12 protein-coding genes are annotated in these 15996 nt (G+C 68.0%); 8 read left to right on the forward strand and 4 right to left on the reverse strand.

Annotation, left to right across the window (positions count from 1 at the left end; translation table 11 throughout):
• Positions 1 to 30: 30 nt before the first annotated feature.
• From G6N77_RS03505 to G6N77_RS03520, 4 genes are all read right to left on the reverse strand, one after another.
• Positions 31 to 1155 (reverse strand): glycosyltransferase family 4 protein, encoded by a 1125-nt coding sequence (locus tag G6N77_RS03505; protein ID WP_306986660.1) that lies wholly within the window; start codon positions 1153 to 1155, stop codon positions 31 to 33.
• Positions 1152 to 2084, reverse strand: coding sequence for an alpha/beta fold hydrolase (locus G6N77_RS03510; protein WP_165180616.1), 933 nt, complete (start codon positions 2082 to 2084; stop codon positions 1152 to 1154). The genes G6N77_RS03505 and G6N77_RS03510 overlap by 4 nt, the downstream gene beginning before the upstream one ends.
• Before the next feature lie 6 nt (positions 2085 to 2090).
• Positions 2091 to 2924 carry an aldo/keto reductase gene (locus G6N77_RS03515; RefSeq protein WP_165180617.1) on the reverse strand — a complete coding sequence of 278 codons (834 nt, stop codon included), beginning with the start codon at positions 2922 to 2924 and terminating at the stop codon, positions 2091 to 2093.
• 86 nt (positions 2925 to 3010) lie between these two features.
• Positions 3011 to 3973 carry a sugar-binding transcriptional regulator gene (locus G6N77_RS03520; RefSeq protein WP_370875201.1) on the reverse strand — a complete coding sequence of 321 codons (963 nt, stop codon included), beginning with the start codon at positions 3971 to 3973 and terminating at the stop codon, positions 3011 to 3013.
• 173 nt (positions 3974 to 4146) lie between these two features.
• Between G6N77_RS03520 and G6N77_RS03525 the strand changes: the two genes are divergently transcribed.
• The 8 genes from G6N77_RS03525 to holA all read left to right on the forward strand — a co-directional run bounded on the left by G6N77_RS03525 (position 4147) and on the right by holA (position 15992).
• Positions 4147 to 5931, forward strand: coding sequence for a glycerol-3-phosphate dehydrogenase/oxidase (locus tag G6N77_RS03525; protein ID WP_370875251.1), 1785 nt, complete (start codon positions 4147 to 4149; stop codon positions 5929 to 5931).
• Between the two features lie 82 nt (positions 5932 to 6013).
• Positions 6014 to 6754 carry an MIP/aquaporin family protein gene (locus tag G6N77_RS03530; RefSeq protein WP_165180619.1) on the forward strand — a complete coding sequence of 247 codons (741 nt, stop codon included), beginning with the start codon at positions 6014 to 6016 and terminating at the stop codon, positions 6752 to 6754.
• 102 nt (positions 6755 to 6856) lie between these two features.
• A complete protein-coding gene (gene glpK / locus G6N77_RS03535) occupies positions 6857 to 8371 on the forward strand; it encodes a glycerol kinase GlpK (RefSeq protein WP_165180620.1) in 1515 nt (504 codons plus the stop codon).
• Between the two features lie 235 nt (positions 8372 to 8606).
• A complete protein-coding gene (leuS, locus tag G6N77_RS03540) occupies positions 8607 to 11111 on the forward strand; it encodes a leucine--tRNA ligase (RefSeq protein WP_306986657.1) in 2505 nt (834 codons plus the stop codon).
• Positions 11112 to 11132: 21 nt separating this feature from the next.
• The gene (locus G6N77_RS03545) at positions 11133 to 12119 is read left to right on the forward strand and encodes a DegV family protein (RefSeq protein WP_165180621.1); all 987 of its coding nucleotides are present in this window, start codon (positions 11133 to 11135) and stop codon (positions 12117 to 12119) included.
• 60 nt (positions 12120 to 12179) lie between these two features.
• Positions 12180 to 13046, forward strand: a complete 867-nt coding sequence (locus G6N77_RS03550; RefSeq protein ID WP_165180622.1) for a ComEA family DNA-binding protein — start codon at positions 12180 to 12182, stop codon at positions 13044 to 13046.
• Positions 13043 to 14878, forward strand: a complete 1836-nt coding sequence (locus G6N77_RS03555; protein WP_165180623.1) for a ComEC/Rec2 family competence protein — start codon at positions 13043 to 13045, stop codon at positions 14876 to 14878. Before G6N77_RS03550 ends, G6N77_RS03555 begins: the two co-directional genes overlap by 4 nt.
• Positions 14879 to 14987: 109 nt before the next feature.
• Positions 14988 to 15992 (forward strand): DNA polymerase III subunit delta, encoded by a 1005-nt coding sequence (gene holA, locus G6N77_RS03560; RefSeq protein ID WP_306986652.1) that lies wholly within the window; start codon positions 14988 to 14990, stop codon positions 15990 to 15992.
• Positions 15993 to 15996 lie beyond the last annotated feature (4 nt).

Consider the following 15996-nt stretch of genomic DNA (forward strand, 5'->3'; position numbering starts at 1 on the left):
TCTCAGTGCCGGCTTCTCAGTGCCCGGTTCTCAGTGCCCGGGCCGCAGCTCCCCGGCGATGGCGAGCAACTCCTTGGCGGAGGCCTCCCAACTGAAGGTGCCCGCCTGGGCGACCGACGCCGTCGAGCATTCCTGCCATGCGGCATGGTCGTCCAGGGCGCGCACGGCGGCGGCAAATGCTGTGGGCGAGTCTGCCGGCACGTAACGGGCGGCGGCTCCCCCCACTTCGCGGAAAATGTCCGTGTCGGCCACCACCACGGGCGTGCCGAGTGCCATGGCCTCGACCAGCGGGAGGCCGTAGCCTTCCGCCTTGGACAGCGTGACGAGGGCCGTGGCGCGCAGCAGCATGTCGTCGTATACGGCATCCGTAACGCCATTGTGGAATTCCACGGCGGCACCGGCGGGAACCAGCGCTGAGAGTTCGGCCCGGCGCTGCGGGGTGATCCGGCTGAGCAGGTGAAGGGTGAAATCAGGCAGTTCCGCCATGCCGGCAATGAGCGTTTCAACGTTCTTGTACGGCATGAACGAGCCCATGTAGACCAGGGACTTGTCCGGGACAACGGCAGGGTCCCGGGGCACGCGGTTGCCTTGCGGGGCGTTGCCGACAATGCGGATGGGCTTGCGCGTGAGCCGGAACTTGTTCATCAGCCCCAGCGTGGTCTCGCTGATGGTTGCCACCACGTCAGCACGGTTCAACAGCAGCCGCTGCGGCCAGTACGCCTTGTGGTACAGCCGCCACAGCACGCGCACGGGCGCCGGCAGGAAGCCGGGAGGGGCCGGGTGCTCATAGTAGATGAGGTCGTGGAGGGTCAGCACCAGGGGGTACTTCCGGCCCCAGCTGCCCATGGTCTGCATCGGGCAAAACACCAGCCCGGCGCCCAGTTTGTTCACGTGCCGCGCCACAAACAGCTCCATGGGCGACAGCGGCGAATTGATCTTCACCCACGGCAGCTCCGGCAGCAGGGCCAGCTGGCGCTCGTCATGAATGAGCATGGTCACGTCGGCAAAAGGCGCGACGGCGGCCATGAGGCTTGCGCCGTAGCGGCTGATGCCGTCGTGGTGGTCCAGGCGGGTAAAGCGGGCGTCAAAGACAATCTTGGGCCTTCCGGCCGGGGACGGGCCTCCGGCCGGGCCGGGTGCGTTGCTGGCTGTCACGGGGCTGGGTGCCTTTCCAGGAAGCTGTCGATGGCCCGCGCCGCGGGCCCGGGGGTTTCATAGTGGATCAGGTGGCCGACGTCGTCGATCACCACCAGCTCTGCGTCCGGCAGCAGCCCCACGAGTTTGTGCTGTGTGGGGAGCGTGGCGATTTCATCCTCGGCGCCTGCAATGAGCAGCACCGGGAGGGTGAGCTGGGCAGCAACTTCCCGGACAGTGCCGCCCACGGAGGCGCGGAAGGATTCCAGCAGCATGTCGCGGTCGGCAAAGTCGCTGAAGTAGGCGTGGTGCTGGCCGTGGATGAACGCCAGCAGCTTGGGGTCCCGGGTCTTGGCCATGGTGACGCTCATGACGTGCACAATGAGCCAGCTGCGCAGCAGGCCGTTGCCGAGGGGGCGGGGCAACCTCGCTGCGGCCCAGTAATAGAAAACGGCCAGTTTCGTCATGATGCCCTTGGGCCCCTCCAGGGCGGGGGAGGCGATGGGGTTGACCAGGACCAGGGGGAACACGCGGTGCGGATGGGAGGCGGCAAAGTGTGCGGCCACAATGGAGCCAAAGGAGTGGCCCAGCAGCACCGTGCCGGTGCCGAGGGCCAGTGAGTCCAGGAAGCCCGCCAGGAATGCGCCGTAGCCCACCACGCTGTGTTCACCGTGTGCAAAGGCGGGGGAGCTGCCAAAGCCGGGGAGGTCCGGCATGATGACGCGGTGGTCGGGAAGCAGTTCCACCACGCGTTCCAGCCCGTGGTGGTCGCCGCGGAAGCCGTGCACCATGACGATGGTGCGTGTGGCCGCAGTCCACACGAGTGGCGCATAGTCCCAGTAGTGCACTTGGGTTCCGTCCACGTCCACAGTGTTTTCCGTGGCGCGGGCGGACAGGTCCACGGTGACAGGCGTGCCTGCGGGCGCGGTGCGCGGTTTCAGGAAGGCCATGTGCGGCTAGTTCACGTTGTTGGGGTCGGAGCCGGAGCGCCGCCCGCTGTCCAGGGCTGCAATGGCGGCCATGTCGGCCTCGCTGAGCGAAAAGTCAAAAACGTGCAGGTTCTCGGCAATCCGGGCCGGGCTGCTTGCCTTGGGAATGACCAGGTGCCCGGACTGGACGTGCCAGCGCAGCACGATCTGCGCCGTCGAACGCCCGTGGCCGGCGGCCATGGCGGCGAGCACGGGATCCTCCAGGAGCTGTCCGCGGGCCAGCGGGCTCCACGCCTGGGTGGTGATGCCCAGTTCGGCGTGGAGGGCACGGAGTTCGCGCTGCTGCAGCCAGGGGTGGAGTTCCACCTGGTTCACCGCCGGGACCACGCTGGTGGCGTCCAGCAGGCGGTGCAGGTGGTCGGGTTCGAAGTTGCTGACGCCGATGGCCCGCACCCGGCCCTCCTGGTAGAGGGTCTCCAGCGCCTTGTAGGTGGGGATGAACAGGTCCTGTTCGGGGCACGGCCAGTGGATCAGGAACATGTCCAGGTAGTCCAGTCCCAGCCGGGACATGGACTCGCCGAAGGCGGCCAGGGTGGAATCGTAGCCGTGGCGGTCATTCCAGACCTTGGAAGTGACAAAGAGGTCCTCCCGCGGCGTTCCTGCCATGACGGCGGCGTTGACAGCCCTGCCCACGCCCTCTTCGTTGCCATAGAGTGCGGCCGTGTCCACGGTGCGGTAGCCGGCGTCGATGGCCGTGGAGACAAGGTTGGCGCAATCTTCCGCCGGGACCTTGTACACGCCGTAGCCGAGCTGGTCGATCGCGACGCCGTTGTTGAGGGTGGTTTTGGGTGCCATGTGCATACCTACGACTCTAGACGAGCGGCGCGGGCCGGGGGGAACCCGGGCGCGGAAGCCGGCCCCCGTGCGGCCGGTCCGGCGGCCTCCCGTTACAAGCCGTCCAGGCTGTTGAGGAAGCCAAAGATGGGGTCCGACTGCGCCGATTCCTGCTCCACGAGTTCACGGGCGGTGGTTTCGTCCAGGATCAGCTCGGTGGCCAGCCCGGCTGCGAGCGCGCCGCGCAGTCCCTTGATTTTCTTGGCGCCGGAAACCACGCAGATTCGACGGCGGATCTTGCGCAGGCTGGCCAGGCTGGGCCCGCTGGAGCGTTCGTTGAGCATGATGCCCTCGTCGCTGCCGTCGTCGCGGAAGAAGACTGTGGCGACGTCCCCGGCCACGCCGCTGGCCTCGAGGTCGTCTATGTCGGTGGAGTCCAGGTATCCGCCGGTGTAGACGTGGCTGGGCACCTCGGCGTCGATGGAGCCCACACCGAAGATGGCGATGGTCACGCGCGATTGCAACTCCAGGATGCGCTGGACGCTGCGTTCCTCCCACATGAGGCGCTTCGTCTCGGCGCGGTCAAAGAACGCGGGCACGGGGAACTGTTCCACCTTGGCCCCGTAGGCGGTGCCAAACCGACGGATAATCTCGGAGGCGTAGGTAATGCCGGATGTCTGGGTGTTGCCGGCCCCGTTCAGCTGGACAATGGTTGTGCCGTGGGTGGTCTTGCGCGTCAGGTGGCGGCTGACGGCACTGAGCGTGGACCCCCAGGCCACGCCGATGACGGCGTTGGAGTCCACCAGCGGGGTGATGGTGCGCGCCGCCTGCATGCTGACACGGTCCAGCACGTCCATCTCATTGAGCGTGTCCGCCACGGGCACCACGTGCACATCCACCTTGTAGCGCCGGCGGATGACCCGTTCCAATTCCGGCGCCAGGTCCGCCGGGGTCTTGATCTGGACCTGCACCAGGCCGCTGTCCCGTGCGGCTGAGAGCAGCCGGGAGACGGTGGAACGGGAGGTCCGCAGCTCGCGCGCAATGGCATCCATGGTCTGGTCCTGCAGATAGTACATTTGTGCAGCACGGAGGGTATCCGACTGTTTTGAACGCTTGGCGGGCATGTGACGCACGACCTTTCTGCACGTTTGTGCATGCTGGTTGACTATTTTTTTCACCTCCCCCAACAATAGTTGGAACAGGCGCCCAGAGCGCAGAGAAACGGGACTCGATTGAGGTCAACGTGGGAATCCTTGGCAATGCCGGCAAGAATGCAGCTGCGGACAAGGGGGAGGCCGTCACACGCCCCCAGGTGGAGGCGCTGCGCAGCAGGCCCCACGCGCAGGTGCTCATCATCGGCGGCGGCATCAACGGCGTGGGGACATTCCGCGACCTGGCCCTGCAGGGGGTCGAGGTGGCGCTGGTGGAGCGCGGCGACTACTGCCAGGGGGCCTCGGGCGCCTCTTCCCACATGATCCACGGTGGCATCCGGTACCTGGAGAACGGTGAATTCCGCCTGGTCCGGGAATCCGTCGTGGAGCGCAACCGCCTCCTGAAGATCGCCCCGCACTACGTCAAGCCACTCAAGACCACCATCCCCATCTTCAGCACGTTCTCCGGCATCCTCGCGGCCCCGGTGCGCTTCCTCACCCACAAGCAGGGCAAGCCCCAGGAGCGCGGGGCCTTCCTGATCAAGGCGGGGCTGACCATGTACGATTCCTTCTCGCGCGACGGCGGCACTGTTCCCCGCCATGAATTCAAGGGGCGCAGCAAGGCCCTGGCCGAGCTCCCCGCCCTGAACCCCGGCATCAAGTACGCGGCCACCTATTACGACGCGTCAGTGCACAACCCGGAACGCCTCACCCTTGACGTGCTCCAGGACGGCGAAAAGGCCGGGCTGGCGGGCGGGGGTGCAGCAGGCACCGCGCGTGCGCGCGCCACCAACTACCTGGCCGCCACGGCGGTCACGGCCGACGGCGTGGAACTCACCGACCAGCTCACCGGAGAGTCCTTCACGTTCACCGCAGATGTCCTCGTCAACACCACCGGCGCCTGGGTGGACGCGACCAACACGGCCATGGGAGCCGAAACCCGTTTCATGGGCGGCACCAAGGGCTCCCACATCGTCCTGGACCACCCAGGCCTGCTGGCCGCGTGCAACGGCCGGGAAATCTTTTTCGAGCACACCGACGGGCGCATCGTGCTGATCTACCCCATGGGCGACCGCGTGCTGGTCGGCACCACCGACGTCAATGCCGACATGGCCAAGGATGCCGTGTGCACGGAGGAGGAGATCGACTACTTCTTCGACCTCATCGGCCACGTGTTCCCCGAAATCCCCGTCACGCGCAATGAAATCGTGTACACCTTCTCCGGTGTGCGCCCCCTGCCGCGACATGACGAAACGGCCCCCGGCTTCGTCTCCCGCGACTACCGGATCGAGCGTTCCGACCGGGCCGTTGCAGGCGCCACGGTGCCCGTGCTGAGCCTGGTCGGAGGGAAGTGGACCACCTTCCGCGCCCTGTCCGAGCACCTGGCCAATGACGTGCTCGCCATCCTGGGCGCCGAAAGGAAAACCTCGACGGCGAAGCTCGCCATTGGCGGGGGCGCCGGCTTCCCTGCGACCGACGCCGGCGTCGAGGCCTGGATTGCCGCGCATGCCACCGGCGCCATCAGCGCAAGCCGCGCCGGGGTGCTGCTGACGCGCTACGGCACCCGGGCGGACACGGTCATCGCCTACCTGTCCGCGGGCGCGGCTCCGGACGTGCCCTTTGAATCGACCCATGAGCTGAGCACGCGCGAAATTGCGTTCATGGTGGAGCACGAACAGATCGGCCACCTGGTGGACGTGCTGATCCGCCGCACCTCCCTTGCCTTCCGCGGCCTGGTGACCGCCGAGTTGCTGGCCGAGACTGCCGCTGCCCTCGCCGGGCCGCTGGGCTGGTCCAAGGCGAAGCAGCAGCAGGAGATCCGCCACGCCGAAGATGTCCTGGACCGTTTCCACGGAGTCCAGGTTCAAAGCTTGATTGCCTAAGTGCCCCTTCGGGGAACGGGGTTCAAGAACGGCGGGCCGGCAGCGGCCCGCCATACACAACAAAATATAGAAGGAGTCAAAGATGTCTCTAGGAATAGTGTTCCTGTCAGAGGTGATGGGAACCATGATGCTCACCTTGCTCGGTTGCGGCGTGGTCGCCAATGTGGCATTGAAGGGCACCAAGGGCAATGCCGGCGGGTTCCACCTCGTCAACTGGGGATGGGGCCTGGCCGTCATGGCAGGCGTTTTCGTTGCCGCGAAATCCGGCGCACAGCTTAACCCGGCGGTCACCGTGGGCGTCTGGCTCAGCGGCGGCAAGGAATTTGCCCCGGGCGTCCCCGTGGACGCCGCCAGCATCTTCACCTCGATCAGCGGTGAACTGGTCGGTGCCTTCCTCGGCGCAGTGTTCTGCTGGGTTGCCTACAAGCAGCACTTCGACGAGGAGCCCGACGCCGCAACCAAGCTGGGCGTGTTCTCCACCGGCCCGGCCATCCGCAGCTACGGCTGGAATGTGGCCACGGAAATCATCGGCACCTTTGTGCTGGTCTTCGTCATCCTGCTGTTCGGCAAGAGCGCCGCAGGGCTTGGCCCGCTGCCCGTTGCCCTGCTGGTTGTAGGCATCGGCGCCTCCCTCGGTGGGCCCACCGGCTACGCCATCAACCCCGCCCGCGACCTGGGCCCCCGCATTGCCCACGCGCTGCTGCCCATCAAGGGCAAGGGTTCCAGCGACTGGGCCTACTCGTGGGTTCCGATCGTCGGACCTCTCGTCGGCGGCGCACTGGGCGGGCTGATGGCCAACTGGATGCCACTGCTCGTGAAGTAGCCCTTGTAGCACGCAGGGGATTGAAGTAGACCTTGAAGTAGCGGTTGCAATCGCGGTTGCAGCCAAGTACCAACCGCAGGCTGTACAAACAAAGGAACAATGATGTCTCAGTACGTAATTGCCATTGACCAGGGGACCACCAGCAGTCGCGCCATCGTGTTCGACCACGACGGCAACATCGTCTCCACGGGCCAGCTTGAGCACGAGCAGATCTTCCCCAAGGCAGGCTGGGTGGAGCACGACGCCACCGAAATCTGGAACAACACCCGTGAGGTGATCGGCACGGCACTGGCGCAGGCAAACCTCACCCGCCACGACATCGTCGGCGTCGGCATCACCAACCAGCGCGAGACCGCCGTCGTCTGGGACAAGACCACCGGCGTCCCGGTGTACAACGCCATTGTCTGGCAGGACACCCGCACCCAGGACATCGTTGACGAGCTGGCGGCCGACGGCGGCGTGGAGCGTTTTAAGGACAAGGTGGGCCTGCCGCTGGCCACCTACTTCTCCGGCACCAAGATCAAGTGGATCCTGGACAACGTTGACGGCGCCCGCGCCAAGGCGGAGGCCGGGGACCTGCTCTTTGGCAACACCGACAGCTGGGTGACCTGGAACCTGACTGGCGGCGTGGACGGCGGTGTGCACATCACCGATGTCACCAACGCCTCCCGCACCATGTTCATGGACCTGGAAACCCTCCAGTGGGACGATGACATCCTTGCAGTCTTCGGCGTGCCGAAGTCCATGATGCCTGCCATCAAGTCCTCTTCCGAGGTTTACGGCACGGTCCACGGCAGCCAGCTGCTGCGCGAAGTCCCCGTGGCCGGCATCCTGGGCGACCAGCAGGCCGCCACGTTCGGGCAGGCTGCCTTTGGCACCGGCGAAGCCAAGAACACCTACGGCACCGGCTGCTTCCTGATCTTCAACACGGGCGAGGAAATCGTCCACTCGAAGAACGGCCTGCTGACCACGCTGGGCTACAAGCTTGGCGACGCCAAGCCGCACTACGCGCTGGAGGGCTCCATCGCCGTCACCGGCTCGCTCATCCAGTGGCTGCGCGACAACATCGGCATGATCAAGACGGCGCCGGAGGTGGAGGAACTGGCGGCCGCTGTCGAGGACAATGGTGGCGTCTACATCGTCCCCGCGTTCTCCGGCCTGTTCGCGCCGTATTGGCGCGCGGACGCCCGCGGCGCCATTGTGGGCCTGACCCGCTTTGTCAACAAGAACCACATCGCCCGGGCGGCGCTGGAGGCCACCGCGTTCCAGACCCGCGAGGTGCTCGACGCCGTCAACGCCGACTCGGGAGTGGACCTGACGGAACTGAAGGTCGACGGCGGCATGGTTGCCAACGACGCCCTCATGCAGTTCCAGGCGGACATCCTCGGCGTGCCGGTGATCCGCCCGAAGGTCACCGAGACCACGGCGCTTGGGGCGGCCTACGCGGCCGGCCTGGCTGTCGGTTTCTGGAATGACCTGGGCGAGCTCTCCAGCAACTGGTCGGAGGACAAGCGCTGGGTCCCGCAAATGGATGCCGCCGAGCGCGACCGCCAGATGCGCCTGTGGAAGAAGGCAGTCACCAAGTCCATGGACTGGGTTGACGAAGACGTGAAGTAGCGACCGGGTCCGGGCACCGCCCGAAGCACCCCGGCGGGGGCCCGCCTTCCTTGGGAAGGCGGGCCCCCGCCGTCGTTCTTCAAGTGCGCTAAAGTAAAGGAATGCACAACTTCCTCCTCCTTACCTAGCCGCAACCACCGAAGCGGCCGCCCCTTGCCATGTCGAGGGGCTTTTGTGTGTAAAGGGCAGGGCAGGGCAGTGCAGGAAGCCATTGATTAATGAAAAGGCAGGGTACGTGAGCGTGCAGTCCCAGACGGAAGAGAACAGCGAAGAGGGCGTCTACAGTTTCGCCGCGATGGAGGCCAAGTGGCCGGCCGTCTGGGAGGAATTGAAGGTCTTCACCCCGCTCGACGACGGCTCCAAGGAACGCCGCTACGTCCTGGACATGTTCCCGTACCCCTCCGGCGACCTCCACATGGGCCACGCGGAGGCCTTTGCCATGGGCGACGTTGTCTCCCGGTACTGGCGCCAGCTCGGCTTCGACGTGCTGCACCCGATCGGCTGGGACTCCTTCGGCCTGCCGGCCGAGAACGCCGCCATCAAGCGCAACGCCCACCCCAGCGAGTGGACCTACGCAAACATTGACACCCAGGCGGAGTCCTTTAAGCGCTACGCCATCTCCGTGGACTGGTCCCGCCGGCTGCAGACCTCAGACCCCGAGTACTACCGCTGGACTCAGTGGCTGTTCACGCGCTTCTACCAGCGCGGCCTGGCCTACCGCAAGGATTCCCCCGTCAACTGGTGCCCCAAGGACCAGACGGTGCTCGCCAACGAACAGGTGGTCAACGGCGCCTGCGAACGCTGCGGAACCATCGTGACGAAGAAGTCGCTGAACCAGTGGTACTTCAAGATCACCGACTATGCCGACCGCCTGCTTGATGACATGGACGCACTCAAGGGAAACTGGCCGGACCGCGTGCTGGCCATGCAGAAAAACTGGATCGGCCGTTCCGAGGGCGCCCACGTGCGGTTTGTGATTGAGGCCGCCGGCCCCGGGAAGCCCGAACAGGAACTGACGGTCTTCACCACCCGCCCGGACACCCTCTACGGGGCCACGTTCTTTGTGGTGGCCGCCGATGCCCCCCTGGCCCTGGAACTGGTGACGGCCGAGCACGCCGAGGCACTCAGCGACTACCGCGAGCAGGTCAAGGCCCTGAGCGACATCGAGCGCCAGTCCACCCAACGCACCAAGACCGGTGTTTTCACGGGCCGCTACGCCATCAACCCGCTAACCGGTGAAAAGCTGCCCGTCTGGGCGGCCGACTATGTCCTGGCCGACTACGGCACGGGCGCCATCATGGCCGTGCCCGCCCACGACCAGCGCGACCTCGACTTCGCCAAGGCCTTCGGCTTGCCCGTCCGCGCCGTCCTGGACACCGGCGAGGAAGACCCCGCCGCGACCGGCACCGCCACCACCGGCGAGGGCACCCTGATCAACTCCGGCGAGCTCAACGGCCTGTCCAAGGCCGAGGCCATTCCGGCCGCCATCGCCATCCTGGAGAAGCTGGGCACGGGCGAAAAATTCGTCAACTTCCGCCTCCGCGACTGGCTGCTCTCCCGCCAGCGCTTCTGGGGCGCCCCCATCCCCATCATCCACTGCCCCGACTGCGGCGAGGTGCCGGTGCCGGATGACCAGCTGCCCGTGCGCCTGCCGGACAACCTGCGCGGCGAGTCCCTGGCGCCGAAGGGCACCTCGCCGCTGGCCGCAGCAGCAGAGTGGGTCAACGTGAGCTGCCCCCGGTGCGGCGGCGCGGCCAAGCGCGACACCGACACCATGGACACGTTTGTGGATTCGTCCTGGTACTTCCTGCGCTTCGTCTCCCCGCAGTACACGGACGGCCCCTTCGACCCGGCCAAAGTCAACGACTGGATGCCGGTGGGCCAATACGTGGGCGGCGTGGAGCACGCCATCCTGCACCTGCTCTACGCCCGCTTCTTCACCAAGGTCATCCACGACATGGGCATGCTGGAGGCCACCGAGCCGTTCAGCCGCCTGTTGAACCAAGGCCAGGTGCTCAATGGCGGCAAGGCCATGAGCAAGTCGCTGGGCAACGGTGTGGACCTGGGCCAGCAGCTGGACCGCTACGGGGTCGACGCCGTCCGGCTCACCATGGTCTTTGCCGGGCCCCCGGAGGACGACGTCGACTGGGCCGACGTGTCGCCGTCGGGCTCGGCAAAGTTCCTGGCGCGCGCCTGGCGCCTGGCCCACAGCGTGGCCAGTGCCACCGGAACGGACCCGTCCACGGGGGATGCCGCCCTGCGGTCACTGACGCACCGCACCATCCATGAGGCCAAGGCCCTGCTGGAAGGCCACAAGTTCAACGTGGTGGTGGCCAAGCTCATGGAGCTGGTCAATGCCACCCGCAAGGTCATCGACTCCGGATCCGGGCCCGCCGATCCGGCCGTCCGTGAGGCCGCCGAGGCCGTGGCGATCCTGCTGAGCCTCTTCGCCCCCTACACGGCCGAGGACATGTGGAACGTGCTGGGCCACCCGGCCTCCGTGGCGAATGCAGGCTTCCCGCAGGTCGACGAGTCCCTGCTGGTCCAGCAGAGCATCACGGCGATCGTGCAGATCCAGGGCAAGGTCCGCGACCGCCTCGAGGTGTCCCCGGACATCAGCGAGGAAGAGTTGCGCGAACTGGCCCTGGCCTCCGCGACCGTGCAAAAGGCCCTTGACGGGCGGGGGATCCGGACGGTCATTGTCCGGGCGCCCAAGCTGGTCAACATCGTTCCCGCATAGGCGTCCGCCCGGGAGGGGAAAATGAGCACTGACAAGGTGGCCGGTGGCGGCTGGCTGCGCAGCCAGGCCGCCCGGCTGCGCCCCAAGCCCGCTGTTCCGGGACGGGCCGGCCCACGCGTCCGCGTGGCCGTTGTCACCGACTCGGCGTCAGCACTGCCGCACGACTGGGTGGAACTCCACGGCGGCGGGGGCCGGCTCACCGTGGTCCCCATGCCTGTCATCATCGGGGCCAACGTCTTTTCCGACGACGACTCCGAGCTGGAGGCCGCCATGTCGCTCGCCCTGGCGTCGGGCACCGCGGTGAGCACCTCACGGCCCTCGCCCGGCCAGTTCGACAAGGCCTACCAGGGCGCCGTCGACGCGGGCTTTGACGCCGTGCTGTCCATTCACATTTCCGGCAAGCTCTCCGGAACCCTGGACGCGGCACAGCTGGCCGCGGACAGGTCCGGGATCCCCGTCATGGTCCTGGACTCGGCCACCGTGGGCCTGGCACAGGGCGTGGGCGTGCAGGCCGCCGTGGCCGCAGCCGCCGCGGGGGCCGCCGTCGACCAGGTCATGGCAGCCGCCCAGGAAGCCATCGCCACGGCCGCCGTGTACTTTTACGTGCCCAGCCTGGAACAGCTGAGGCGGGGCGGGCGCATCAGCCTGGCATCATCGTGGGTGGGCACCGTGCTGGACATCAAGCCACTGCTGGGAATTCGGGACGGCGCAGTGGTCCCGCTGGAAAAGGTCAGGTCCGCCGGCAAGGCGGTGGCCCGGCTGGAACGGCTCACCCTTGACGACCTTGCCGCCAGGGCTCCGGGCACCGCGCGGGTGGGGCTGCACCATTTTGGCAACGAGGACCAGGCCCGCGCCTTGGGGGAGTCACTGCAGGCCGAACGTCCCGGCCTTGCGGCACCCGTGCTGACGCGACTGCCTGCCGTGCTGGCCGCCCACGCAGGGCTGGGCGCCCTGGTGGTGGTCGTTTCCGGTGAAATGGGCCCTCCACAGGTGCAGCCCGGCAGCTAGCCGTCAACAGCCGGCCCGGGAGCCCCCGTTCCCCTCCGTGCGGCCACCTAGAGTGTGGGTATGAGAGCCGAAGGGGGTGGTCCCGCATGGACGCCTGCCGCCGGGCGGACCGGCGGCCAGGGCCGGGGCACCCGCGCACCCCGGGGGCCGCGCTGGATCATTTCCGCCCGCGCGGTTGTGGTGCTGCTCGCGATGGCAGCGGCCGTGGTTGCCGTGCTCTGGATGCAACAGGCCGGGGTCAGCGGCGCGTCGGCCAAGCTCGCTTCCAGCGGTCCTGCCAAGGTTGCGGTGCCGCCGCTGCCAGGTTCGACGGCGGCACCCGGCACAGTGCCGGGCGGCCCGGCGCCCCCAGGCGCCGCCACGGGCCCGTCTTCGGGTGCCGCACCTCCCGGCACGCCGGGCGGTGCCGGTGGGGGGAACGGGGCAGGCACGGCGACCATCCACGTGGTGGGCGCCGTGAAAAAGCCCGGGATCGTTGTCCTGCCCGCGGGCAGCCGTGTCTTCCAGGCCATTGACGCGGCGGGAGGGGCGCTGCCCGGCGCCCAGCTGGCGGCCGTCAACCTGGCCGCAATGGTCGTGGACGGCACCCAAATCCTGGTGCCCACGGTTGAACAGGCCGCCGCCGGGGGCGTACCGGGCGCCGGGGGAGGAACTGGCGCCGGCGCAGGGGCAGCAGGTGGCGCAGGCGGTAGTCCGGGCGGGAGCGCCGCCGGTCCGGGCGGGGCCGCGGCCGGGCTGGTGCCGCTGAACTCCGCCACCGCCGCGGAACTTGATGCCCTGCCCGGGGTGGGGCCTGTCATGTCGGAGCGGATTGTGCAGTGGCGGGCGGACCACGGCCCCTTCAAGTCGGTGGACGAACTTGGCTCGGTGTCCGGAATTGGCCCGAAAATGCTGGCCACGCTGCGCCCGCTGGTGACTGTCGGATGAGGGCCCCCGACTCCCGGTGGGCGCGCTACTCCAGGGCAGCAGTGGAGGGTGGGCGGAAGGAAGGCGCGGGAGAGGAACCGGAACCGCGAACGGGGAATCTGCGCCAGAGGCACAACGGAGTCATTCCGCCTGCCATCCTCAACCGGCTGCGGGAGGCCAGGGCACGGGTGGCCGTGGCGGTCGCCGCCTGGGCCAAGGAGGCCGGACACGCTGCCGCCGAGGGTCCGCCCCGGCGTCCCGACCTGCGCATGGTCCCCGCCGTTGCGGCAACGTGGGGAGGGGCCATCGCCGCGATCGGCCTGCCGTGGTCGTTCTCTGCCGCAGGGGCCGCCGGCTCCGCCCTCGTGGTGGCCGCCACGGCGGTGCGGATGGTGAAACGCCGGCGCGCCGGGGCGGCCGCCCTTGCCCTGATGGCGGCCGCAGCGTGCCTCGGAACGCTCCTGGCCGGTGTCGCGCTGCGCCAATATGACAGACAGCATTCCCCTTTGGCGGTGGCGGTGGCCCGGGGGATGGAACTGACCGTCGAGATGGAAATCTCCTCGGCGCCAAGACCCCTTGAATCTGCGTACGGACCCCGCAAGTTCATCTTTGACGCCGTCATCCACCAGGCCACCGGGGGAGGGAGCCTGCTGACGGGAAACCTGCCGGTGCGGGTCATTGCCGGGCAGGAATGGTCGCGGCTGCCGCAGGGGGCCACCGTCCACACGGCGGGCACCGTCGCTCCGGGCGCCTTGCAGGACTCCATGGCCGGGATTCTCAGGCCCGCCACGCCGCCGCTGGACGTTCGCCCCGGCGGTGCCGGACCCCACTTTGGGGCGTCCCTGGCCGCCTCGGCACAACGGGCGTGGGGCAGGCTGTCACAGGACGCCGCGGGGCTGCTTCCGGGAATGGTCATGGGGGACCGCAGCGGCCAGGAACCCGCCCTGGGGGAATCGATGAAGACAGTGGGCCTGACCCACCTGACGGCCGTCAGCGGATCCAACTGCACCCTGGTCCTGACCATGCTCATGCTGGCCCTGCGCACCGTCCACCTTCCCGCCTTTCCCTCCAGTGCCGCAGCTGTCTTTGGCCTGGCAGGCTTTGTGGCGGTGGTGGGCCCCGACCCGAGCGTGCTGCGGGCGGCCGTCATGGGGGCTGTCGGATGCCTGGCGATGGTCGGCGGGCGCCCCAGGCGGGCAGGGACACTGCTGTCCGTGAGCATCCTGGTGCTGTTGGTGGCGGACCCCTGGCTGTCCCTGGACTACGCCTTCATCCTGTCGGTGCTGGCGACATTGGGCCTCCACCTGGTGGGGCGGCGGTGCGCCACCTGGCTGGGAGCCTGGCTCCCAGCCGTCGTGGCGCAGGCTGTGGCGATTCCGCTGGCCGCCCAGTTGTTTTGTGCGCCCGTCATCGTCCTGCTCCAGCCGCGGCTGCTGCTGTACACCGTGCCCGCCAACATGGCCGCGGCGCCCGTTGTTGCGCTCGTGACCATGGCGGGCACCGTCGCGATGGTGCTGGCGCCTGTCGTGCCGGCACTGGCTGATGCGTGTTCGGTGGTGGCCGGTGCGGGTTCGTGGTGGGTGGCCGCCGTCGCCCGCTGGATGGCAGCCTTGCCCGCGGCGAGCCTGCCGTGGCCCGGCGGCGCGGCCGGCTTGGTCCTGATGGCGGTGCTGAATGTGGCGGTCCTGGGCACCCTCGTGGCCCTGGTGGAGCGGCAGCGGCTTGCGGCCGCGCTGAAGTCCATGCAGCGTGCTGTTCCGCCCCGGTGGCGGATTCTGATCGGATTCGGCCCGCTGACGGCGGCCGCAGCCCTGGCCGCCGCCCTGTGGACAGCGGCGGTGGGAGGCGGATGAGCGGCTTGGGAATCCCCGGGCGAAGTGGCACAGTTGATCCCGTGAATACAACCTCCCCGGGATCAGCCAATGCAATCCTTCCCCCGCTGGCACGGATCGGGATGGCACTGTGAGCCCGGCCCCGCGCGGCGGTGCGGCAGTCCCGACGGCAGACTGGCGTGACGTGCCGCTGGCACCAATCGTGCTGATGTACGGGCCCGAGGACTTTATTGCCGGCAGGGTCCTGGAACAATTGCGCGCGAAACTGCGGGCGGCCAACCCCGAACTTGAAGTCACCGCCCTGGATGCGGCGCAATACCCGCCGGGCAAGCTGTCCATGACGGCAAGCCCGTCCCTGTTTTCCGAGCCAAAGCTCGTGGAGATCTCCGGGCTGTCAGCCATGAATGACGACTTCCTGGCGGACACCCTCGCCTACCTGGCGGATCCGGCCCCGGACGTCACGGTGGCCCTGTGGCACAGCGGGGGGACACGGGGCAAGAAGCTGTTGGACGCACTCAAGGCCGCCGGTGTTCCGCGGATTGACTGCCAGGCGCTGAAAAAGGACCAGGACAAGGCCGCGTTTGTCAGTGCCGAGTTCCAGCGGGCGAGGCGCCGGATTGACTCGCCGGGCGTGCGCGCCCTGGTGGCGGCGGTCGGTGCCAACCTCTCCGAGCTGGCGGCGGCGTGCCAGCAGCTCATTTCGGACTCCGAGGGGACTGTCGGCACCGAGGAGGTGGACAAGTACTACGGCGGGAGGGTGGAGGCCACGGCCTTCAGGGTGGCGGACGCCGCATTGGCCGGCAATGCGCCCCTGGCCCTGTCGACGTTGCGCCATGCCTTGGCCACCGGAGTCGACCCTGTGCCCCTGGTGGCCGCCCTGGCCATGAAGGTCCGGCAGGTGGCCAAGGTGTTTTCAGCCCGGGGCAGTTCCGCCCAGCTGGCCCGGGATCTCGGCATGTCGCCGTGGCAGGTGGACAGTGCCCGCCGTGATGCCGGGCACTGGACGGGCGACGGCCTGGTGGCCGCCATCCAGGTGCTGGCCGAGACGGACGCGCAGGTCAAGGGTGCGGCAAAGGACCCTGTGTACGCCGTCGAACGCGCCGTGACCCTGATCGCGACGGCCGCACGGCGCTAGCCTT

It is taken from the genome of Arthrobacter silviterrae, from assembly GCF_011045165.1.
Taxonomy (GTDB): Bacteria; Actinomycetota; Actinomycetes; order Actinomycetales; family Micrococcaceae; genus Specibacter; species Specibacter silviterrae.

Excerpts from the sequence above, each read along its gene's own strand:
- G6N77_RS03550 (WP_165180622.1), top strand. The coding sequence starts at position 12,180 with ATGAGAGCCGAAGGGGGTGGTCCCGCATGGACGCCTGCCGCCGGGCGG.
- G6N77_RS03515 (WP_165180617.1), bottom strand. The coding sequence starts at position 2,924 with ATGCACATGGCACCCAAAACCACCCTCAACAACGGCGTCGCGATCGAC.
- G6N77_RS03510 (WP_165180616.1), bottom strand. The coding sequence starts at position 2,084 with ATGGCCTTCCTGAAACCGCGCACCGCGCCCGCAGGCACGCCTGTCACC.
- G6N77_RS03555 (WP_165180623.1), top strand. The coding sequence starts at position 13,043 with ATGAGGGCCCCCGACTCCCGGTGGGCGCGCTACTCCAGGGCAGCAGTG.
- G6N77_RS03520 (WP_370875201.1), bottom strand. The coding sequence starts at position 3,973 with ATGTACTATCTGCAGGACCAGACCATGGATGCCATTGCGCGCGAGCTG.
- G6N77_RS03530 (WP_165180619.1), top strand. The coding sequence starts at position 6,014 with ATGTCTCTAGGAATAGTGTTCCTGTCAGAGGTGATGGGAACCATGATG.
- G6N77_RS03545 (WP_165180621.1), top strand. The coding sequence starts at position 11,133 with ATGAGCACTGACAAGGTGGCCGGTGGCGGCTGGCTGCGCAGCCAGGCC.
- glpK (WP_165180620.1), top strand. The coding sequence starts at position 6,857 with ATGTCTCAGTACGTAATTGCCATTGACCAGGGGACCACCAGCAGTCGC.